Source organism: Shimia sp. CNT1-13L.2 (assembly GCF_024331145.1).
In the GTDB taxonomy this organism is placed as follows: Bacteria; Pseudomonadota; Alphaproteobacteria; order Rhodobacterales; family Rhodobacteraceae; genus Shimia.
This window is the reverse complement of the sequence record NZ_JANDJO010000001.1, coordinates 452738-473575: the sequence shown is the minus strand read 5'-3', so window position 1 is coordinate 473575 and position 20838 is coordinate 452738. Positions and strand designations below refer to the sequence as shown.

16 protein-coding genes and 1 pseudogene are annotated in these 20838 nt (G+C 53.1%); 12 read left to right on the top strand and 5 right to left on the bottom strand.

What is annotated here, in order from left to right:
* Positions 1-415 precede the first annotated feature (415 nt).
* Together NNA36_RS02360 and NNA36_RS02355 are read left to right on the top strand one after the other, a co-directional pair.
* On the top strand, positions 416-3160 hold the full coding sequence (locus NNA36_RS02360; protein ID WP_255103863.1) for a DNA polymerase: 2745 nt from the start codon (positions 416-418) through the stop codon (positions 3158-3160).
* A gap of 33 nt (positions 3161-3193) precedes the next feature.
* Complete coding sequence (locus NNA36_RS02355; protein WP_255103861.1) at positions 3194-3817, top strand: hypothetical protein; 624 nt, start codon at positions 3194-3196, stop codon at positions 3815-3817.
* 62 nt (positions 3818-3879) lie between these two features.
* Here the strand turns inward: NNA36_RS02355 and NNA36_RS02350 are convergent, their stop codons facing one another.
* Positions 3880-4770, bottom strand: coding sequence for a hypothetical protein (locus tag NNA36_RS02350; protein ID WP_255103859.1), 891 nt, complete (start codon positions 4768-4770; stop codon positions 3880-3882).
* Positions 4771-4994: 224 nt separating this feature from the next.
* Positions 4995-5642: a recombinase family protein gene (locus NNA36_RS02345; protein ID WP_255103858.1), complete on the bottom strand. Its 648-nt coding sequence runs from the start codon at positions 5640-5642 to the stop codon at positions 4995-4997.
* Positions 5643-5849: 207 nt separating this feature from the next.
* Here NNA36_RS02345 and NNA36_RS02340 point away from each other — a divergent pair, with 207 nt between their 5' ends.
* Positions 5850-6701 (top strand): potassium channel family protein, encoded by an 852-nt coding sequence (locus NNA36_RS02340; protein WP_255103856.1) that lies wholly within the window; start codon positions 5850-5852, stop codon positions 6699-6701.
* Here the strand turns inward: NNA36_RS02340 and NNA36_RS02335 are convergent.
* Together NNA36_RS02335 and NNA36_RS02330 are read right to left on the bottom strand one after the other, a co-directional pair.
* Complete coding sequence (locus NNA36_RS02335; protein WP_255103854.1) at positions 6698-7891, bottom strand: RNA-directed DNA polymerase; 1194 nt, start codon at positions 7889-7891, stop codon at positions 6698-6700. The genes NNA36_RS02340 and NNA36_RS02335 overlap by 4 nt on opposite strands.
* A gap of 369 nt (positions 7892-8260) precedes the next feature.
* Positions 8261-9847 carry a hypothetical protein gene (locus NNA36_RS02330; RefSeq protein WP_255103852.1) on the bottom strand — a complete coding sequence of 529 codons (1587 nt, stop codon included), beginning with the start codon at positions 9845-9847 and terminating at the stop codon, positions 8261-8263.
* Between the two features lie 668 nt (positions 9848-10515).
* On the opposite strand from NNA36_RS02330, the gene NNA36_RS02325 reads away from it, so the two are divergent.
* From NNA36_RS02325 to NNA36_RS02305, 6 genes and pseudogenes are all read left to right on the top strand, one after another.
* Positions 10516-11235 carry a hypothetical protein gene (locus tag NNA36_RS02325; RefSeq protein WP_255103850.1) on the top strand — a complete coding sequence of 240 codons (720 nt, stop codon included), beginning with the start codon at positions 10516-10518 and terminating at the stop codon, positions 11233-11235.
* Positions 11232-12380, top strand: a complete 1149-nt coding sequence (locus NNA36_RS02320; protein ID WP_255103849.1) for an XRE family transcriptional regulator — start codon at positions 11232-11234, stop codon at positions 12378-12380. Before NNA36_RS02325 ends, NNA36_RS02320 begins: the two co-directional genes overlap by 4 nt.
* An 89-nt stretch (positions 12381-12469) precedes the next feature.
* Positions 12470-12859 carry a hypothetical protein gene (locus tag NNA36_RS02315; RefSeq protein WP_255103847.1) on the top strand — a complete coding sequence of 130 codons (390 nt, stop codon included), beginning with the start codon at positions 12470-12472 and terminating at the stop codon, positions 12857-12859.
* Positions 12860-13031: 172 nt separating this feature from the next.
* Positions 13032-14417 (top strand): hypothetical protein, encoded by a 1386-nt coding sequence (locus NNA36_RS02310; protein ID WP_255103845.1) that lies wholly within the window; start codon positions 13032-13034, stop codon positions 14415-14417.
* Between the two features lie 760 nt (positions 14418-15177).
* Positions 15178-15366 (top strand): annotated as a pseudogene (locus NNA36_RS19955) (GntR family transcriptional regulator); the annotation flags it as partial.
* A 15-nt stretch (positions 15367-15381) separates the two neighbouring features.
* Positions 15382-15867, top strand: coding sequence for a GntR family transcriptional regulator (locus NNA36_RS02305; RefSeq protein WP_369681618.1), 486 nt, complete (start codon positions 15382-15384; stop codon positions 15865-15867).
* Here NNA36_RS02305 and NNA36_RS02300 read toward each other — a convergent pair whose 3' ends face one another.
* Positions 15868-17232 carry a formimidoylglutamate deiminase gene (locus NNA36_RS02300; protein ID WP_255103841.1) on the bottom strand — a complete coding sequence of 455 codons (1365 nt, stop codon included), beginning with the start codon at positions 17230-17232 and terminating at the stop codon, positions 15868-15870.
* A 129-nt stretch (positions 17233-17361) separates the two neighbouring features.
* Here NNA36_RS02300 and hutI point away from each other — a divergent pair, with 129 nt between their 5' ends.
* The 3 genes from hutI to hutG are packed head-to-tail and all read left to right on the top strand — an operon-like array spanning position 17362 to position 20836.
* A complete protein-coding gene (gene hutI, locus NNA36_RS02295; RefSeq protein ID WP_255104388.1) occupies positions 17362-18501 on the top strand; it encodes an imidazolonepropionase in 1140 nt (379 codons plus the stop codon).
* On the top strand, positions 18498-20036 hold the full coding sequence (gene hutH, locus NNA36_RS02290; protein ID WP_255103839.1) for a histidine ammonia-lyase: 1539 nt from the start codon (positions 18498-18500) through the stop codon (positions 20034-20036). Before hutI ends, hutH begins: the two co-directional genes overlap by 4 nt.
* The gene (gene hutG, locus NNA36_RS02285; protein WP_255103837.1) at positions 20033-20836 is read left to right on the top strand and encodes an N-formylglutamate deformylase; all 804 of its coding nucleotides are present in this window, start codon (positions 20033-20035) and stop codon (positions 20834-20836) included. Before hutH ends, hutG begins: the two co-directional genes overlap by 4 nt.
* The last annotated feature ends 2 nt before the right edge of the window (positions 20837-20838 follow it).

Below are 20838 nucleotides of genomic sequence, written 5' to 3'. Positions count from 1 at the left end.
CCCTACTTTTCGATGACGTCATGTCTGCTGACCTACTAAATTCGGTTCTGCACCGTCCGACGGAGATTATCTTCTGATCGCATGACGCTTCGGGCTGGCTATGTGTTTGTTTGTATCGCTGTCCTGATACGAGAGAGCTACGAGCTGTGTTCAATATGGCTTTATATGGTCGGTATGTGTTGTTGTGTGATGGTATTTATACGCCGATGCAGGTGCATTGGTGGCGGTTTGGCAAATTTGGGAGAATGTCCCACAGTCTCTGGAATGAGGGGTGAATTCTCCCCCGGTCTTGTGAATTGGAATGCAAAAATAGTAAAAGTTCCATATGGGTGTAGTGGCCCAACTTTTACCATTTCTGACTTGGCGACGCCGTTGCCTCAGTCTCACTGCAATTCAGGTTTCCATGCAAGCCAATATGACATTCAGCAAAGAGCAGTTTCTGCCGAAGAACAATCCAAAATCGGCCTATCCCCGCTATCTGATTATTGGCTTTGATACCGAGTATCAGCGGGAAGAGTTCGTGAATGCTGATGGGTTGGTGGAGATCAGAAACAAGGTTCTGTCCTACCAGTTTAGCTGTAGGGTGATAACGCGAAGCAATGACGGGGAAGAGCCAAGCTGGTCGGGGATTGTTCTGCCGAAAGGGCGTCGGGACGAGGATCGGCTGACGCTATCTGAGTTTGTCACCCATGCTTTGGCGGCGGGCTTCCGTGCTCATCCGGGTTTAAAGCTGCCCGTCGATATCTATCTGGTGGCCCACTTCACACGAGCAGATGTGCCGGGGTTCAGCGACTTCAAGGATGAGGACAAACGCGCCAGCCTGAACCTCGAAAACGTTCGAAGCCTGTTCATGAATGTCAGCAAGGACATTGCGGTCAAACTGCCTCAGGGCAAAGGCCGGAAAGCCATTCGTCTTGGTGTGAAGATCAGGGATACGATTGCGCTGGCTCCTACGGGTGCCAGAAGTCTGGCGCAGCTTGGCGATATCCTTGGATTTGAAAAGTTGAAGCTCGCTGATGATCCGGAAGAAGAGCTGTATCTGAAGCGGCATATGGCGGTGTTCATGGAGCGCGATTGGCGGCTGTTTCGAGACTATGCCATTCGGGATGCTGAGATTTGTGCCCACTACACCTCACGTATCATCCGCCTTTATTTTGAAAAGACTGGCAAGTTCAAACTGCCCGTGACGCTAACCTCCATCGGCGTTGATTTGATCCAAGAGTATTGGGCAAGCCATGGTGTTCATCCTCTGGACATCGTGGCGAAGGAAGAGGTGATCGAGAAATATTGGAGTAAGAAGAACAATCGCTTTCAGTCCCGCAAGCGGATTGTCTCGACAAGCAAGCTGCATTGGAACGAGGACTTTTTTACCGAGTGTTATCATGGGGGGCGCAACGAGCAATTCTGGTTTGGCCCTGCGCTAGAAGGTGTTTGGTACGATTATGATCTGACGAGTGCGTATCCTTCGGCCATGGCGATTATCGGTGCGCCTCACTGGGACACGATCAGAGCGATAGGCAGCACCGAGGAATTGCTTACCCGTTTTGCCGTGGATGATCTGGCCTTTGCCAATGTGGACTTCGAGTTCCCAGAAGACGTGAGATATCCGGTTTTGCCGGTGCGAACGGAGAATGGCTTGCTGTTTCCAAGAAAAGGCAACAGCACTACCCACATCAGCGAAATCCTTTTGGCCAAACGACTTGGGTGCAAGATCAGTTTGGTTGAAGGTCGGCAGATCGACTCTGACAGGATTATCAGCCGGACAGAGGAATATGCTCCCGCGAAACGCCCCTTCTCAGGCTTTGCCCGCAACTGCATTGCCGAACGTTCCAAGTATCCCAAGAAGACTCTGGACAACCTCTTCTGGAAAGAGCTTGTGAATTCCACCTATGGCAAAACCGCTCAAGGGTTGAGAGAGCGGCGGATATACGATCTGCGGGATGCCGAGACCAAGCCGTTGGAACCCAGCAAGATCACTAATCCTGTCTATGCCGCCTTCATCACGGCTTTCTGTCGGGGTGTGCTGGGTGAAATCATGAACGCCCTTCCCGAAAGCGTTCAAATCTTCAGCGTGACGACAGACGGCTTTCTGACAACAGCCACGGATCAACAGATGCGGGATGTTGTTCATGCTGGCCCCTTGGGGCAAAGATATCTGGACGCCAGACGACGGCTTGCTGGCGAATGGGGTATCTACGAGATCAAGCATATCATCCGTCAGCCTGTGGGCTGGCGTACCCGTGGGCAGGCCACCTTGAAGCCGTCTGAGGCCTCCGATTGGGATGGCACCGGCATGAACCCCAAGGATGACGAAAAGGTTGTTTTGGCCAAAGGCGGTATCAAGCTTGAAGGCGTGCTGAACAAGTCCGAACAGAATGCCGAGATCACAAAACTGTTCTTTGAACGCAAGCCCACCGACACGCTGACCGTGACCATGGGCACGGGCATTCGCGAGATGTACGAACAGGGCATGGACTTCGTGGATAAGACAATGGTCAAGCGGTTATCGATGGAGTTCGATTGGAAGCGGAAGCCCGACAAGGCGGGTGATGTGTTGGCCTCCTATGGCGAGGGCAAGACCTGTGAACATCTGGCCTTCTCCACACAGCCTTGGGAAACGGTCGATCAGTTCAACACCACCCGCGTAATCTGGTCGCAATACAACAAAGGCAATCCTCACTGCCTGAAATCCGTTGCCGACTACCAAGACTTTGCCTCGTTCTTTGAAGGCAAGCTGGCAGCCCAAGGTGATGCAGGTCGGCATTTGGCAACCGAGAACGGCCCGCTAAAGCGCTTGCGTCGTGATTTGGTCATCGCCCATAAACTGAGAAAAGCCGGAACACATGAACTGAAGCCCAAAGCCTTTGGTCGGGAACACTTGGAAAATGTCTCCAAGCTGAAGGCGAAGGAATTTGCCGAGGTGCTGGCGGACGAGTTGGATGTCCCATGTGTGAAGACGGACGTGGATAACGCTCGGAAGAAAACCGTCTTCACCCCACATCAGGTGCCGCGAACAGCCGAGACCGTGGCCGTCTTGAAACAGGTGAAACAGGAGTTGTTTCCGCTGCTAGAAGTCGATGTGTTTCTGACGCCGGTGGCGGCGTTCAACCTAGACGTTGAGCAATCTGAAACAGTGGCACGTTCTGCCGCTTCCACGTAGTTCGTATTCATCAAAGATTTGGGGGATTTGTTCGTGTCCAAAGAGCATCATTACAAGACGAATTCACAGCAATGTTTGGCTGATCTGGATGCTTTGCTTGGTGGGGCTGATGGGCCGATTACTAGGCCCCTACGCCCTTCGTATGGAGAATGGATTGGTGAGTTCTTCTGGGAGCCTCTGTGTGAAGCATTTGGTGCCAAGCTGGGAAAGTTGGTTGATAGGCGAAGCCTTGCTGACCTACGAGGTGAAGAACGGTTGTTCTTGTTCAACCGCGCGTATCTCATCGCTAAGTTGGCGGAAATTGACGATCCCAAAATTGCGAACTGGCTCAAGGAGATTGGGAGCTTGGTGTCCCAGTGCTCTGAGGCAATCTCATCGCACAAGCTTTCTGCCGCCGAGATTGAAGCCGAAGCCGCTGGCGGCGTTCCCGTATCACGTCAGTACGTGGACAAGTATGGCGCACTGATCCGTGATGTCACCATGACCATCAGGCGGTATCTCAAAAAGCAGTATGCTGCGGAAATGTTGGATGCCCTCCCCGGTGTGATTGACGAGGCTGACCTGCCGGAGCTGTCTGAACTGCGTAGAAGATTTTGGACCAAGCGTTCGGCTGAACTGCGGCTCGAAGAACACAGAGGCCCCGATATTCCGTTCTAAAGTGCCTTAAGGCTGGCGATAGAGATAGCCATTCCCGCCCCAAAGAAGACAAGGCCTATCGACTAGAATGGCAGCCGTTTGTCAATCTGATCCTGTGTATGTTTGACGAAGTTTTCGGCTGTTTCAATGATATGGGTGACATACGATGTATCGAAGACATTCAACTGCTTGCCACTTTTGTCCATCCCATTTCTGTGGACGCAATCATGCCTGTAACCAATGGCTGTCTTAATGTCGGTGAGGGCTTGGCGATCCGGTCTGATCGTTAAGTCGAGCGCGTTCTTGTAAAGTTTCGCAACGTCATCAATCTTGTGATAGAGCCTGTTTTTTAGGCTGAATTCAATTTGTTCCTTCACGAGATTAGAGCCATTCAAGACATCGGCAAGTCCGATCTTGATCTCGGAAAGCGCCCCGTCCTTGGAAATTAGCTTCTGCATCGCATCGTTTGACCGAGTGACCTCAATAATAAGCGTGTCGCAAAAATATGCCTCAAACGCAGCGATGACCTGCGAGAAGATCATCCGATTCATCAAAGCTTCGGGATCTGCACTGCCGTGCATCTTCAACATGGACCGCAATTCGGTCGTCGTTGTCATGAATATCTGAAACGGATCTTTTGGAAGTTCGTAGTCGTCCCAATCGTCTGGCTGTGTGTAATGTGGGATATCAGCGCTTACCGAGGTTTCTGGATAGTCGTTCAACTCTATTGAGCAGTGAGATGGTCCTGCATAAGCATAGGCAGAGAAGCACTCTCCGCATTTGGGGCATTCTACTTCCGTCACATCGTCGCTGGTCATGTCCGATGTCTTGTCGGCAGCGAAATTTGGCTCTGGTACATCGACTTCAGTTTCGATGTATTCGTTGCATTCCGGGCAGGTGAATGAAACTTGGGAGACGAACCGCTGCGCGTGTGCCCACATTTTCTCAATCACATAATCTGTGGTGCTCGACATGAAAAACCTCTTTTCGAAAACTGTGATCGGCTCGGAGCCTTTCAGCTAGCCTTCTAGGTTCGTTGATAGGCGAATGCTGAGCGAGTGTGAAGATGGCTAAATGTTGTTTGGGATACGAGACAACCCCGCTCTGGCTAGCGTCCAGAGTGCGAATTCAAGCCAAGTCCATGTCGTTGCTTGATGGGTGGTTGATCCAAGTAACGAAGGTGTTGGGCTTACTCTATTTATCGCCATGTATCATCAGACATGCCAATTGAGTAGTTCCGAACCGTCTGCGGATACCATTTGCCGCCCTTGGCGGTTCGGACACCCCGCTCGTTCAGCAGCCGTGCGGTTCCTGAGAACGTACCAGCCTCCTCGAAGGCTCGTTCAAACTCATCCCGGATGGTCTCGAAGAAATCCCGCTTTTCTGATTGGCGCTTGGCGTTCAGGGCATGAGCATTCCGGCCAAGCACGGTCCCACGGTTCTTTGCCGCTCTGAGTGCCGCTTTGGTCCGTTCTGAAATCTGTCTGCGTTCCTCTTCGGCAAAGCAGGCCAGCAGGTGCAGGAAGAATGTTGAGACGTTTGGATGCTCGCAGACGACCAATTCAATTCCTTGGTCAATGATACCCGAGATGAATGACACCTTTCGGGAGAAGCGGTCGAGCTTCGGGATCAGCAGCTTCGACCGGGTTTTCTTGGTGAGGTTGATTGCATTCCACAACTCTGCCCGGTCATCGCGTTTTCCAGACTGGATTTCCGTGAATTCGGCAATCACTTTGTCATGTGGTTGAAGGAACTGCTCGACCATCGCACGTTGGGCTTCCAGCCCAAGGCCAGACCGGCCCTGCCGTTCCGTCGAAACCCGATAATAGGCAACGTATTCTGTCAATTCGGACCCTCCGTACAAAGCAAACCTTGGTTTGTCGTAGAAGGCATCCGAGAGACCGTTCTGCATTTCAACCGAATTTGGGTCCGGGATCGGAAAAGCACGTCTTCTGGTTTGCGAGTAAGCCTTGTAGAAGTGTGTGCAGATTTGAAATGAGGACCTCACCTAAAGCACTTGATGCTACTGCCGACCCTTTCGAAAGAATTGATAATGAGTGAAAATAGCAAATATCATCAGCTACCTAGAAGACGCCAAGGAAAGTTTCTCAAGCTCGTGGATGATACGTCTTTCTGGCGGTTGGTCCTCTTCGGTTTGATCACCTACGTTGGCGTTGTCATGATGGTCAGTTCGATTGAGATTGTCGGATTAAAGTGTTGTGAAGCGCAGTGGATTCAGAGATCTGACGGTAAGGCTGTCGGAGTACTCGACACTATCTATTTCAATTTCGTCACCATCCTGACTGTTGGCTACGGAGACATATCGCCTAATGGCTTCGGGAAAGCCCTTTCAATTTTGGAGGCATTAGTGGGGGTTGGGCTGTTTGCGGGAGCCGTCTCGCTTCTAACGGTAAAGGCACTTCGGCCATCAGCAAACACCATAGTTTTCTCAAGATATGCCTACTACTGCCTCGAGGAGCAAAGATTTATGGTGATCTTTCTCAATGCTAGCGTGTCGAGGTTAGAAAATTGTTCGATAAGCTCGTATTTCAAACTCGGTCGCGATTGGACCGTTAGCCCTGCAATCGCTCCACCTTTTTTAACAACAGCTGTGCAAACGTTTTTCATCGACAAGCACTCGGTGGAGGAGATTGACCGGAAGCTCGTGGATGGAGATTGCCTGAGAGTATGTGTTTCTGGAAACCTAAAGGGCTCGGAAGTCGCCGCGTCGGTGCAATATAAGCCAAATGAAATTCTCGTGCTTGAAAATCGTGATTTCATTGCGAGCTACGAACCCTTTTGGCGACCTGATTTTGAAGATCCAGAGTTTGAACGAATGTTCCATTACAGGCCTGAGGGTGTGGAAACCCTTGCTGACAAGTTCCCAGAAAGTAGGCGATCTTAGGGGATGGCTGCCAAGGCTGGGGGAGCGCAGATGGTTCTGATTATCACGCTGTCACCGCTTTCTCTTGCGATCATTTCAACAGAGGATTTTTGTAGCCTTTCAGAAATTCCTATGCGGACAAGCCCCCTGCTATGTTTTCTAATCAACAGAAGGAAGTTGGCTCTAGCTCCCGCATATGGACGAGTCAGACAAGAGCTTCTGACTTTCACAAACATCTCCTTCGGATCATCTGCGATTGAAATCAGTCGTATCAACTGGACGTCATTGAGCGTTGCAAGAATGTCTGGATTCTCGTCTACTGTCTCAAATAGGAAATTCTTTTCAAACGTCTTGGCATTTTTACCTAGCCTGAATGTGTAACCAAGAGATGCTCGAAAAACCGTGTCCAAGCGTAGCTGGTTTCCTTGTCGATGCCATGAAATCGCTGAGCGCAACTTCCTGCGAAAGTCGGCGGCATTCCTTGAATCTATGGCGCTCAAGACGTCCAAGCCGCGATTGCGTGCTAGTTCATTACGGCTAAGAATCCTTGTTTTGTGCGCATTGAGGTTGAGCCCTTCTGACAGCAGAATCCGTGAGGCCCTGTGGATCGCGTGCTCCAAAGCCCTTTTGCTTGGCCCGAAAATCAACATGTCATCCGCCCAACGAACGTAGAGTAGTTTGTTCCTTCTGCAGTAATCCATGAACTTCCCGTCAAAATCTTGTAGATAGTAATGCGACAGGAAGCGTGAGCCATCGGAGATAATCTCTTGAGGGATACCTTTTGACGAACGGCTGTACCCAGTCGTCCTTCGATCCCAAAGCGCTAAGAACATTTCCAAGAGCTCGATTTCCTCGTGCAACTCTCCTTGGACATCACGCCGTAGCTTTTGGACAAGACGCGGAAGTTCAATCGAATCATAGAAATTGGCTATGTCGGTGGTTGCGACGTAAGTCCCGCTAGACGCTTGTTTTGACAGTTCTCGGATAAGTTGCGTGAAATTTTTGAACTGCTCGAGCCACATCGTGTCGGAGAAGGTGTCAAAGAAATACCCCGCTTGAGCTGCCTTCGCCTCAATCTCATCCTTAGTGTGAGTTAACGTTTTTGGCGCTCTGGGAGTCACCGGAATAGAACGCCAACCACCAAAAACGTTAGGTTCCTTCTTCAGTACCTTTTCGCCGATGTAGCCACAAAGATGGTAATATATTGCCATGTCTTCCTTGGTGAGGATTGGAAGAAATCGTGTTACCCCGTTCCCCTTTTGAAGACCCAAGTAGCCATGAACCACATTGGGAACGTAGCTTCGGCTTTTAAGTCGCTCGTTGTATTCAGCTACAAAGCTCCGAATGTTCCCAAAATCAGTCGGATCAACGAGTGGAACTGGCCCTTCTCTTAATTTTTGCCAAACCTCTCTGGTGAGGCGGGGTTCTAGAGAAAAGGAAGTCAATTGAATTCTAACCAAAATGCCAAGCTTGCTGAGGCACTATGGCATCAAGAAATGGGAGTTTGAAGGAGCAAATCCAGAAAGGAAAAGGTGCCTTGGTTCAAATGGCCTTAGGTTCTTGATCTACCACTCGCTATCTCACTGAAAGCTGGGTGTTGCAGCGCCATAGGTGTTCTTCCTCAGTACAATCCTGACTTCACCGCCCTCGGGTTGCTCAACGCAAAGCTCTTGCCCTTTTGGGCCTTTGCCACAACTGAAAAAAAGCCAGTATGGCTGGCTGGGTGTATCAAACCCTAACAGGGTAAGTTGAATAGACGTAAATTCATTTGGTGTTTCAAAGCTTCGGCCTTTCTCCATCGATGCAACTAAGCCCTGCTCAATGAGAAAGCTTGAAACTTCTTCAAAATCGTATGGGCAGATTTCAAATGCAGTGCAATTGAACGAAATGCCCACGTCGGAAATGTAAACCTCTGCTTTGCCAGCTTCACAGGCGCGACCTCGGATAGGGCCGATATCACACTTGTACCCCTGTGAAATGAGAGACGTTTCCATCTCATCGATCGCCTGCGCCCAGCAGATGCCTTTCAGTTTGACCAAATCGTCGCATTTTGAGGTTAACTCTCGTAAAGCACTGGCAGCTTGACGCTCTTGCGCGGAGCGTTCTTTTTGATCTTCCGCGTCAGCCAGCGCCAAAATGCTTGAAATGTCGTTTGCCATTTCGTTTTTCGCGTTCGAAGAAAGCGAGTTAAGCAACCACCGGGCTTGGGTGGTATCGATCCCCAGAGTATTTCGAACGCCCTCAGGAACGTCTGTATCTCCAACGAAACCGGCTGCCAGCCAAAGTTTCGCGTTCTCTACTCCCTCGCTCGCTGCAAAGCGCAAGCAATGTGTGATCACTTCGGTTGAGGGGAAATTTTCGAACTTCAAATGTTTGAATTCGTCGTATCCTCCCATCAGTGAAACCGTCAGCAACGAGGCGCTACTGGGTTCGCCGTATATTGCAGCTGTCGCCCAGATTTCATGTGCTCTTTTGAGGTCGCCTGACTGGTAAAGCGCGTATCCATACATTTCAGCCGCGTAAGGTATTTCATATCTGCTGATGATTTCTTCGATTTGACGCCTGTCGGAAGCGCTAATGTTTCGTCCTTGTTGGACGGATCGGTCAAAGGACATCACCAGGGCATCGACCTTGTCCATGGCTTTGGTCCATTGCGGGCTACCCGTTTCAAGAATTCCAGACTCCCGTGTGCGAGGGATAGAGTTGCACCGAAAGTTTTCTGGCAAGAAAACTGTGTTACCTGTTGAAGTCAGAATTTGCTGGTCGCTTTCGGCACAGCCGTCGCACTCGCCACCTTCTCCCCACATGTACGCGCTGGCCGATCCGTCCACAAACTGTTTGAGAAAGGCCTTTGACCGATCCAACGTGATCAAGCTTAGTTCGCCGCCCATGTTTTGTTCCATCATGTCGGCGGCAATATTCAGCGCGGCAGCGGTGTTCCCTCCCCAAAGACCATCTAGCGTGCTGTTGTACAGACCGTATTCGGCCAAATGGAGTTGGATTTGGATGCGGTCGCGCTCCGAAAGCTTTTTGAAAGCGACCTCCAAAAGCCAACGTGATTGCTCTGCCTGTTGCGTTTGAGGAATCGCTTCGGCAGCGCCTTGGCCAACCACACCGAATGTTGCTAGGGAAAATGCTACAAGGGCTGAAATAGTTAGTTTCTTCATGGGTCGATATGCACCTGAATATTGATGTCGGGTCACTGGTATTGGCCTGCCAACCTCCAACAGAGGTTTGGTCGGCTGGAGCCTTGGCAAAAGGGTGATCCCCCCTGAATGCGAACAGGCCAACAGAATTTAGTGAGAGATAGTTTCGAAAGCTTGTGAGCTGCTATGTAGCCACAAATGCTGTCGCAGGACCGAGCCACGCCGAAACGCATACTATTCACACGACTTGGCTGCATAAGGCCCCGATCTGCGAGCGCCCTCGCGGTTGACTGGTGATCGGGGTGTTGGAAATCCGCTCTGACACGGACCCTGTGCCTTTAGCCGGGGCCTGTTGTATAACACAGGCACCCCGACCATAGGTCAAAGGTGTTCAGCCGAGTTTCGGCCTAGTCAGAGAAGGGGTTTCCACGCCCCAACATGGCCGCGTCTGCCATGTCAGGTGCAGTCGTAGCAGCTTCCGTTGGGGAGAGGAAGGTGTCTGCGTGAGCATCATTGCGATCGTCTCGTGATACCCGAGGACCGCTGCCGATAGCTCAATGATCCAACCGAAAAACTAGCCCAAACGATTTGGTGGGTTCTTACCGGATTGCCAAAAATGAGCCTCACCCCTTGTCACTTGGTGTTTTTCGTGAAATATTCCGCTCAACTTGATGCCGATGAGTAGTCTAATGAGCGAATCTGAAATATTGAACACCTTGCAGAGGGATCTCCAAGAACCCTTTATGACGTCGCTCCAAGATGCCCTTCGCGGTGAGTATGCAAAGAACTACGAGGATGTTGTCAGCCCTCCCGGCGTATTTTCGATAACTCGCCCGCACTCCGAGTTGGACCGGATCGATCTGCAAACGGTTCGGCGGGCCCGGCGCAGCAGCGGGATGAGGGCGCTGATGCGTTCATGCACTGACCATGGCACTCCATTTCAGGTGAAGTCACTTGCATGTAATGGTCAGCAAATTGTTGTTGGCCAGATTGGTCAACTCTTAGTGGTAACTGAGCCCATCGACAATTTGTCGGCACGACCTGAACATGCAGCGTATAAAGCTGACTTGGCGGCGTCACACTTTGCCATTCGACAACTTGAGATGGACCTCGGCGATGGCTGGCGTCAGAGGATCGACGCCCGAAATACGATACTTGCTGTAGTTCAACATGGAATGAGGTCGGGTGGTTTCAATCGTAGAGATACCGCTCTTGAAATGATGCGGCTCGTTGTCCCCGATGCTTCATTTAGCTCTTGGCTTTTCAAGGCAAACGTGATGAACGGCGAGCTCAGCGCGATGCTTGACTGGTCGAACTTCTATTCTGTGCAAGCTGCTAGCCGCACTCAGGAGGACCGTGTCGTAGTTACGCTGAAAAGTAATCTGGGAGAGAAAGACGTTGAGCGATGAAGCGGGTAGAAGGATTTGTTAGTGGTCGGCTAACCCAAGCTCGAGAAGCGCATGGGTTAACTAAAACTGCTCTAAGCGGCATGTTGGATATCTCGACGAATGCGTTGACCGCTCTTGAGTCTGGTGACTCGCTGCCTAAGCAGGAAACCTTCGACGCAATTGTTGAAAGAACAGCCTTCCCACGTCAGTTTTTCCTGAGGCCAACACCTCCTCCGATGAGTGGTCCGGTTTTCTGGCGTCGGCAGGCGTCTGAACCGCTGCGCTCACAAAACAAGACTTCGCAACGTATTGACTGGGCAGCCGAAGCTTTTGGGATCTTGAGTGAATATGTTGATTTCCCGAGGCTTGAGTTGCCTCGTCTTGAGAATTGGCCGCTGAATTGGGCGGCTGTTTCAAATGAGCAAATTGAAGATTTGGCCGACCATTGTCGTGACGCTTGGGGCTTGGGTGCATACCCAATTCCCGATATGTGTTTGGCACTTGAGAATATTGGTATCCCTGTTCTCGCCTTCGACATCGAGAACGAGAAGCAATCTGGGTATTCCCGATGGGCTGACCACATTCAACGCCCAATTGTCGGTGCTAACACCCTTGAATCATCCGCGGTACGGATGCGTTTCAATCTTGCGCATGAGCTCTACCATGTTCTGGCTCACTTTGGCTCGGTCTCTGAAAAAGAGGTCCGCCACGCCAAAACCTATCAGGCAATCGAGAAACAAGCGCACAGATTTGCCGGCGCACTGCTTTTCCCGCGTGACTCATTCTTGAGAACCGTACAGTATCCGTCTTTGGAGGAGTTTGCTTCACATAAGCAAGAATGGGGGATTTCAATTCTTGCCCAAATCAAACGCGCACAGGACCTAGGCGTCTGCGACTCTGAATGGGCACGGGCATTGAATATTCGCGCCTCGAAGAATGGGTACCGTGGCAAGCGGGGGGAGCCTTTCGACAAGGAAATGCCTCTTGAGAAGCCGCGCATGTTTCGGCGTGCTATTGAAGCAATTGAAGATGGAAGCGAGTTGCTGCTCGGACAAGTTCGTCAGAGGTTGTCTCTGCCGCGTTCGGGAGAGTTGGCGATTTTTGGCCGCTCTTTGGAAGCTTCTGGGTCAAATGTGATTCAATTGAAGCCGGTGGGACAGAGCTAGAATCATCTTTCCAAACACCATTTCGGCGCTTTCTTTGAGGTATTGAAAATACTCAATTTCAAACTGCCCTAACTATGAAAATTGGAACAATGCAAAAAATTGTTGATGAATATGGCGACTTGTCCTGTGAGATATCATCTGACGAAAGTAATGGCAGCTTCGTCGGTACGGTGAAGTATCGTACCTTTGAAGTCGGTGTGTTGTCAGGCGAAGCTCTGGAATCTGTACGTAGCCAGTTTCGTGCCATTTGTGGTCTGGTTGATGCCGGAGGCATGGTCCGTCACGGCATCATAATGACCGGTTATCACAACGGTTCTTTCAGCGGCGACGTGCTGCTCATCGATGGTGAAATCATCGGCGAGTGGTCTTCGGATGATGAAGAATGGTGCTATTTCACCGCCAGTTCGACTACAGAGGTTAAGTGCACCGCTCCTTCCCCATGGATGCTTCACGATGCTATCGCTAAGTGGATGGATTGAAGTGTGGAAACGTTTTAACTCAGATTTTCTTCAGTGGTATTGGTTTCCTCAGGACGTCTGTGGAAATGGCAGCAGGTTGTCGACTCAACCTCGGCAGAGTGAGATGTGTTTGGCGAAGCGGTCATGTTTCACCGCCCATAACTCCAAGCGTCAGTTTCAATAGGATTTTCCAGTGAGTACCAACCGTCGCATCCTAGTTGATAACGCCACGCTGAGCGGAGTGGAGCGCATCACCGGCGTCAGCCAGACGTTGAATCTGAACTATATCGATAACGATATTCTGTGTTTGGAAAAGCTTGTGACCGCAATCTTGTTCAGCGACCAGTTGTTAGGAGTTGATGATTACAAGGAAGAGTATCGGTCTAAAAGGCTTCGGAACTTTGACTTCATAAATTTCTCAAGCGTCGATGCTGACAAGCACTCAGAAATTTCAGCAGATGCTGCTAATTTTGCACGTAGCATGACATTTTCGTTCGAAGATTCGAAGCCCGCTGGGGATGTCGTCAGTTTCTTTGAATCTTTGCGAATTGACCCGCAATTGAGATGGGATGTTTGGGTTTCAAGCGAGTATCTGACACTTTCTTATTTGGTGACTAATCCAAAGCGCCCAAGATATGAGGAAGCAATCGACAGTGCATTCCGCAACGAAGAAACTGATCGCAAGCTGGTTGCATCAGACGATGATCACAGCCCGGCGATCAATGTAGTTGAACAGCCTGAAATTCGTGATGCTAAGGATCTCGTGCACGCCTTCAGCACAAGCAACCCGCAATTCCGAGGAGAAGATGGAAAAACCGCTTTGGATCGGCTGATTTTTGGCTATGGCTGGGCTGCTGAGCGCTCTCATTTCTACAATGCAATCGCCCATATGGAAGGTGCGGATGTTTTCTTGGCTCCTCTTCGCGACGCCTTCTGTGAGAGTTGTTACCGGATTGACTATCCGTCTCAAGTTTCTGGCCTACTTCAAAACCTCAAAGAGAAGTCTCAACAGACGCTGTCATCCATTCTTGAACCCAGCGGGCAAGCTCAATTTGCAGTTCGCCTACCTTTCTTCACAGCCTACCTAATCTCTAAAACAGATAACCCTAAACAGTGTATCGAGCTGGCGTTAGAGCTGCGAAACAGGCGCGAGTTCAAAGAATGTAGAACCGTTTTTCATAACCTTTCTCACTTGTCTGCGGCGGACAAGTTCAAGGAGGTCAACAATGTTCTGAAATATGTGGACCAATCGTGCGCAAAGTTGATGAAGAAATACGCCGTGTCCACTGGCAATGGCCTGCAGTTTTCACTGTCGGTAGGTTTCACGGGAGTTAACCTGGGCGTGAGTACGAAATTCGATCAACTATTTAGGCACTACAAGAATCAACCATTTGCCCGAGTGTTTCGTAACATCGCTCAGGATATGTTGAATGTTGAGCGTCTTGGAGGTCTGCATGACAAACTTTGCAGTTCTATCAGAGAGCACGAAAAGGCTCTTTATCCACGCATTTCGGCAACCCCAAAGTTTATGGAGCACAAGGAAAACGAGTATGGGCGCCCTGCAAAGCTGGAAGGTTGATCATATTGGAAGCGGTCCGGCCCAAGTGGTTAAGCGTGGGCTTTTGAGTATCTGGCTTGGGGAGGGTGTGAATCTATTCGTGGAAAAATGATGATGATATTTCAAATACTTGACCGAAATTTCTGATCTCTTCGAGTGAAAGTTATACACAAAATGATACACTCACCAATAACTCCTTGATTTCATTATTGGTAGTGTGATTGAAAATCCTCGTGTCGGTGGTTCGATTCCGCCCCCGGGCACCATTTTACCAAGTAAAGACTAACGCGGTGCCCGTTTCTATTGGGAGAGTGCGGGCGTTCTGCTGCTTCGCAATTCGCACAGCAACAGCGCGTTGGTAGTTTTATGTTGTGCTGGAAGCCCTCGATGTTTGAATTACGCTGGAAGGGCTTCAGTACCGGGGATGGTAGCGGACTAGGTACGGGTGTTTGTCCGGACTTCAGGGCAAGCAGCTGCATCAGGGTTTGACCTCGGTTGCGCATCGCTTGCGTGACGTTGGGATTGGGGGGGGGCTGCGCAGTGTGCGCCCCCGAGGGCCTGCCATTCGGGTCAGTGCCCTACAGTGAGAGTGTAGCGGGTAATATGTCTAGGCAAATGATTTTCGTTGTGGAATTTCACCGCAAAGCGGAGGTTGAAACGTGGGAAAACTCCATATTTTTTGCGTCTGAGAAGTTTCCCTTGTAGTGAATTGCAAATAAATTCGCACTTAACTAAGTTTTGTTGCTGTAAATTTTCTTCACTGTCGAAGGGGTGGGGCTCGATGAAGGCAGCTTTCCGGGATGTCAAAGAAGTTATCCGAACCCGAATTGTGGATGGCGATTGGGGGCCTGGTGAGTTGATCCCGAACGAAATTGATCTTGCTGCCGAGTTTCAGTGCGCGCGCGCAACGGTTAACCGTGCGGTACGAGAACTGGCTGAAGAAGGGCTCGTTGAGCGTAAGCGCAAGGCAGGAACTCGGGTCAGGATGTCTCCGGTTCGGCGCGCCCAGTTCGAGATCCCCGTAGTGCGCGAGGAAATCGAGGCCAGTGGCAGGATGTACCGCTACGCGCTTGTGCGTCGGGACCTGTGCGATACGCCGGATTGGTTGCGGGCGCGGATGGGGCTTGGAGATAGAGGGCAGGTTCTGCACCTCGTCTGCGTGCACTATGCCGACAACAACCCCTATCAGTACGAGGATCGCTGGATTAACCTTGCGGCCCTGCCGAACGCCGCGGATGTGGATTTTTCCGAGACGAGCCCGAATGAATGGCTGGTGGAAACCGTGCCGTTCTCGGATGCTGAAATCAGTTTTTCTGCGACGGCGTCGGATGAAGTTCTGGCCAGCCATCTTGGCTGTGCGGTAGGGAATCCGCTGTTCCTGGCCGAGCGGTCAACGTGGTGGCGCGGAGAGCCGATCACATATGTGCGCATGGTATTCCAGCGCGGGCATCGGATGACCACGCGGTTCTGATCAGGCCCCTTCGCGCAGATGAGCGACCGCTTTCCTGTAGCGAGAGGTGATCTCGGCGCGCCGAACATGTGCCCCGTCCCTGACCATGTGACGTCCCGCGGCCCACACGTCGCTGATCATCCGGTTGTCCCCGGTAAACGCAAACGAATCCAGGATGGTGTCGCCCCGAAGGCCGGCCAGGTTGATGTGGTTCATATCCAGCGACAGAAGGTCTGCCCATTGTCCTACGGCGATGGAGCCGGAACTACGCCCTGCGGCCAGCGCCCCGCCTTCGCAGATACCTGAAAAGATCCGACGTCCGGTGGATGTGGTGGCGTCGGCCAATGCGGCGCGGGTGTGGTCGCGCAGGCGCTGGGTGGTGTCGAGAACGCGCATCTCTTCGGCGAGGGAGATCAGGATGTTGCTGTCTGATCCTACCGAGATCCTGCCACCCGCATCCATCCAGCGAACGCCATCGAAGATGCCGTCACCCAGCGAGGCCTCGGTGATCGGGCAAAGGCCAGCGATGGCACCGGTTGCGGCCAGTGCTTTGGTTTCGTTCGGCAGCATCTGGGTGGCATGAATCATGCACCAGCGTTGGTCGAGGTCGAGATTGTCGAGGGCCCATTCTACTGGCCTTGCGCCCCAGGCGGCTTGAACTTCCTCAACCTCGGGAATCTGTTCTGCGATGTGAATGTGAACGGGACCCTCGGGCACAAGGGTTGCGGCGTCGCGCAGCTGTTCGGGTGCAACGGCGCGCAGGCTGTGAGGGGCCACGCCCAGCCGGGCATCAGGCGCCAGGGTTTTGAGCGCCCTACCAGCTTCATCAAGCAGCCGGGCATAGCGCTCGGGATCGTTTCCGAAGCGCAGCTGGCCTTGGGTCAGAGCGCGTTTGTCGCAGCCGCCGTATTGGTATTGGACCGGCAGTAGGGTCAGTCCTATGCCGCTTTCGGAGGCCGCAGCCGCGATGCGCTCGGACATTTCGCCAAGCTGGGCATAGGAACTGCCGTCGGCTTGGTGGTGCAGGTAGTGGAACTCTACATTGGTGGCGTAGCCAGCCTCGAGCATCTCCATTTGGACCAGCGCGGCAATCGCTTCTACCTGATCCGGCGTCACCCGTCCGAGGAAGTCGTACATGAGCTTGCGCCAGGTCCAGAAGCTGTCGGTCGGGTTTTCGCCGCGCTTCTCGGTCAGGCCAGCCATCGCGCGTTGGAAGGCGTGGCTGTGGCTGTTTGCAGGTGCGGGGAGCAGGGTTTCAACCCGGTGCCCTCTGGGCGGCGTGTCCTCGTCCACGTTGACGATGCGCCCATCGGCACCGATCTCTACACTGACGTGGCTCGCCCATCCCTTGGCTGTCAAAGCCTGGTTCGCCCAAATGGTTTTCATCCTGATTTTCCTGCTTGACAGCTTTTTATGAGCAGACATAAAACATTTTTGTGCAATATAACAAGGGGAATTCTTGTGCTGCTGACGAATGCAAAGCTGGCCACACTGGTGGGTGATGCTCCCTACGGCATGATTGAGAGTGGGGCAGTGGTCATTGAGGTCGGGAAAATTGTGTGGGCTGGTCCGCAGGCTGAGTTGCCCGAGCAATACACAAGTCTCAAAGCGCACGATCTAGGTGGTCGCCTCGTTACCCCGGGCCTGATCGATTGCCACACGCATGTGGTTTCTGGTGGCAATCGCGCCAAGGAATTCGAAATGCGATTGAACGGCGCGACTTACGAAGAAGTCGCGCGGGCGGGGGGCGGTATTGTCTCGACCGTCAAGTCGACGCGGGCCGCATCAGAAGACCAGCTGCTGGCAGATGCGCTTCCGCGCGTTGATGCCCTCATTGCCGAGGGTGTGACTGTCCTCGAGGTCAAGTCGGGCTATGGCCTCGACCATGAAACGGAGCTGCGCATGTTGCGGGCTGCCCGCCGGATTGCCCAGGAGCGCCCGGTGCGGGTGCTGACAACTTTCCTCGGTGCGCATGCGCTGCCGCCGGAAATGGCGGGCGAGCATGACCGCTATATTGACGATGTTTGCATTCCGGCTCTGCGCGCGGCCCATGCCGAAGGATTGGTGGATGCCGTTGACGGTTTCTGTGAGGGAATCGCGTTTCAGCCCGAGCACATTGCCCGTGTCTTTGACATGGCGCGGGAATTGGGGCTGCCGGTCAAGTTGCATGCTGAGCAGCTCTCCAACCTTGGCGGCGCAAAGCTCGCCGCCAGCTATGGCGCAATGAGCGCGGATCACATCGAGTATCTGGATGATGAGGGGGTCGCGGCGATGGCTGCTGCAGGCACCGTTGCGGTCATTCTGCCCGGTGCCTTCTATACGCTCCGCGAAACCCAGGTGCCTCCAATCGAGTCCCTACGTCGGCATAGTGTGCCGATGGCGCTCGCGACCGATGCTAACCCCGGATCTTCGCCACTTACCTCGCTTCTCTTGACCATGAACATGGGGTGCACCCTTTTCCGCATGACGCCTGAAGAGGCTTTGGCAGGGGTGACGCGCAATGCAGCCCGCGCGCTTGGTCTGAAGGATTGCGGAACGATCGAAGGCGGCAAACGTGCCGACCTTGCCGTCTGGAACGTCCAGCACCCGGCGGAATTGGCTTACCGCATCGGGTTCAACCCCCTTTACAAACGATATTTGGGAGGCTGCGAATGAGCGCCCTTGAACTCATCCCCGGCGAAGTGACCCTGTCACAACTCGCGGAGGTCTATTGGAATGAGAAACCCGTGCGCCTCAACGAGGCCTGCCGCCCGGCGGTTGAAGAGGCGGCTTCGCGAATCGCGGCTGCGGCATCTGGCGACGTGCCGGTCTATGGTGTGAACACCGGTTTCGGTAAGCTCGCGTCGATGAAGATCGCCAAGGACGACACTGCGACCCTGCAGCGTAACCTTATTCTCAGTCACTGTTGCGGTGTCGGCGAGCGGATTCCAACGCATATGGTACGCCTTGTGATGACGCTGAAGCTCCTGAGTTTTGGCCGTGGTGCCTCGGGTGTTCGCTGGGAATACATCGAGCTGCTTCAGGGGATGCTTGAGCGTGGTGTCAGCCCCGTGATCCCTGCTCAGGGCTCGGTCGGCGCCTCTGGCGATCTGGCCCCCCTGGCGCATATGGCAGCGGTAGTGATCGGTGAGGGGGAGGCCGAGTACGAAGGCGAGATTTTGCCCGGTTCCGAGGCACTTGAACGTGCGGGCCTTGCGCCGATCCAGCTTGGCCCGAAAGAGGGGCTGGCGTTCATCAACGGCACCCAGTTCTCGACGGCTTTTGGTTTGGCTGGACTGTTTCAGGCGTGGCGCGCAGCGCAGAATGCTCTGGTTATCTCAGCCATGTCCACTGACGCGATCATGGGCTCGACCGCACCGTTACAACCAGAGATTCACACGCTGCGTGGACAGCGCGGCCAGATCGAGGCAGCCGCTGCCATGCGCGCGATCTTGGCAGGTTCGGTGATCCGCGAAAGCCACCGGGATGGTGACAGCCGTGTGCAGGACCCCTATTGCATTCGCTGTCAGCCTCAGGTGACGGGCGCTGCGATGGATGTTCTGCGGCAAGCTGCGTTCACCCTCGAGATAGAAGCGAACGCCGCCACCGATAACCCGCTGGTTCTGACGCAGGCCGACATGATCGTTTCCGGCGGGAACTTTCATGCCGAGCCGGTGGGCTTTGCCGCTGACATGATTGCCCTTGCGGTTTCCGAGCTGGGTGCAATCAGCCAACGACGTATCGCGCTCATGGTCGATCCAACGCTGAGCTTTGACCTGCCGCCGTTCCTTGCGAGTGATCCCGGCCTCAATTCGGGGTTGATGATTGCCGAAGTAACAACGGCTGCCCTGATGAGTGAAAACAAGCATCTGGCCAATCCCTGCGTGACCGACTCGACGCCGACCAGTGCCAACCAGGAAGACCATGTTTCGATGGCGGCACATGGCGCACGGCGGCTGACCCGTATGGTAGAGAACCTGAATTACATTCTGGGTGTGGAGCTGCTTTGCGGGGCGCAGGGTGTCGAATTTCGCGCGCCGCTCACAACCAGTGCTCCCTTGCAGGCCGTGTATTCCCGTTTGCGTGAGAGCGTGTCGAGCCTTGATCAGGATCGCTACATGGCGCCGGACCTTGAAGAGGCCGCGCGCCTTGTCGGCTCGGGTGCTTTGACCGCGGTTGCCGGAGTGACCTTGCCGGAGCTGGATGCATGAACCTGTTTACTGTCAAATCTGGCGACAGCCCCATTGTACTGGGACAGCCTCACGGTGGCACATGGATGCCTGATGACCTGTTTGACCGGCTGAACATTCGTGGTCAGGGGCTGGACGATACCGATTGGCACATCGATCGCCTTCACGAAGGCCTTTTGAGCGGGGCGACAGTCGTTCAGTCTCACGTCCATCGTTATGTGATCGATGCCAATCGCGATCCCGAAGGCGTATCGCTTTATCCCGGGCAGAACACCACGACGCTTTGCCCGACGATCGATTTCAATGGCGACCCGATCTGGCAGGAAGGGCAGGAACCGTCCGAGGAAGAGATCGAGGAGCGTCGCCGTGCCTACCATGCCCCGTATCATGCCGCGTTGAGCGCGGAGCTGGAGCGTGTAAAAGCTAAACACGGTGTTGCGATCCTCTATGATTGCCATTCGATCCGCTCGCAAATCCCGTTTCTGTTCGACGGAACCCTGCCAGTTTTTTGTGTCGGGACCAACAATGGCACGACCTGTGCCGAGTCGATCGAGCGCGCGGTCACACAAATCTGTGTCGACGCGGCAGAGTTTCCGTCGGTGCTAAACGGTCGCTTCAAGGGCGGATGGACCACTCGCCACTACGGCCAGCCGGAGACTGGAACCCACGCAATCCAAATGGAGATGGCACAGAGCGCCTACATGGATGAGGTCGCGCCCTGGACCTACCGCGAGGACCGTGCACAGCGCGTCCGCCCGGTGATTGAGAAAATCCTGAAACAGCTAGAAGACATCGCGCTGAACGGCGCGTTGCAATCCTGAGG

Excerpts from the sequence above, each read along its gene's own strand:
- hutH (WP_255103839.1), top strand. The coding sequence starts at position 18,498 with ATGAGCGCCCTTGAACTCATCCCCGGCGAAGTGACCCTGTCACAACTC.
- NNA36_RS02320 (WP_255103849.1), top strand. The coding sequence starts at position 11,232 with ATGAAGCGGGTAGAAGGATTTGTTAGTGGTCGGCTAACCCAAGCTCGA.
- NNA36_RS02335 (WP_255103854.1), bottom strand. The coding sequence starts at position 7,891 with ATGGCAATATATTACCATCTTTGTGGCTACATCGGCGAAAAGGTACTG.
- NNA36_RS02360 (WP_255103863.1), top strand. The coding sequence starts at position 416 with ATGACATTCAGCAAAGAGCAGTTTCTGCCGAAGAACAATCCAAAATCG.
- hutI (WP_255104388.1), top strand. The coding sequence starts at position 17,362 with ATGATTGAGAGTGGGGCAGTGGTCATTGAGGTCGGGAAAATTGTGTGG.
- NNA36_RS02300 (WP_255103841.1), bottom strand. The coding sequence starts at position 17,232 with ATGAAAACCATTTGGGCGAACCAGGCTTTGACAGCCAAGGGATGGGCG.
- NNA36_RS02315 (WP_255103847.1), top strand. The coding sequence starts at position 12,470 with ATGCAAAAAATTGTTGATGAATATGGCGACTTGTCCTGTGAGATATCA.
- NNA36_RS02325 (WP_255103850.1), top strand. The coding sequence starts at position 10,516 with ATGAGCGAATCTGAAATATTGAACACCTTGCAGAGGGATCTCCAAGAA.
- NNA36_RS02330 (WP_255103852.1), bottom strand. The coding sequence starts at position 9,847 with ATGAAGAAACTAACTATTTCAGCCCTTGTAGCATTTTCCCTAGCAACA.
- hutG (WP_255103837.1), top strand. The coding sequence starts at position 20,033 with ATGAACCTGTTTACTGTCAAATCTGGCGACAGCCCCATTGTACTGGGA.
- NNA36_RS02305 (WP_369681618.1), top strand. The coding sequence starts at position 15,382 with ATGTCTCCGGTTCGGCGCGCCCAGTTCGAGATCCCCGTAGTGCGCGAG.
- NNA36_RS02340 (WP_255103856.1), top strand. The coding sequence starts at position 5,850 with ATGAGTGAAAATAGCAAATATCATCAGCTACCTAGAAGACGCCAAGGA.
- NNA36_RS02350 (WP_255103859.1), bottom strand. The coding sequence starts at position 4,770 with ATGTCGAGCACCACAGATTATGTGATTGAGAAAATGTGGGCACACGCG.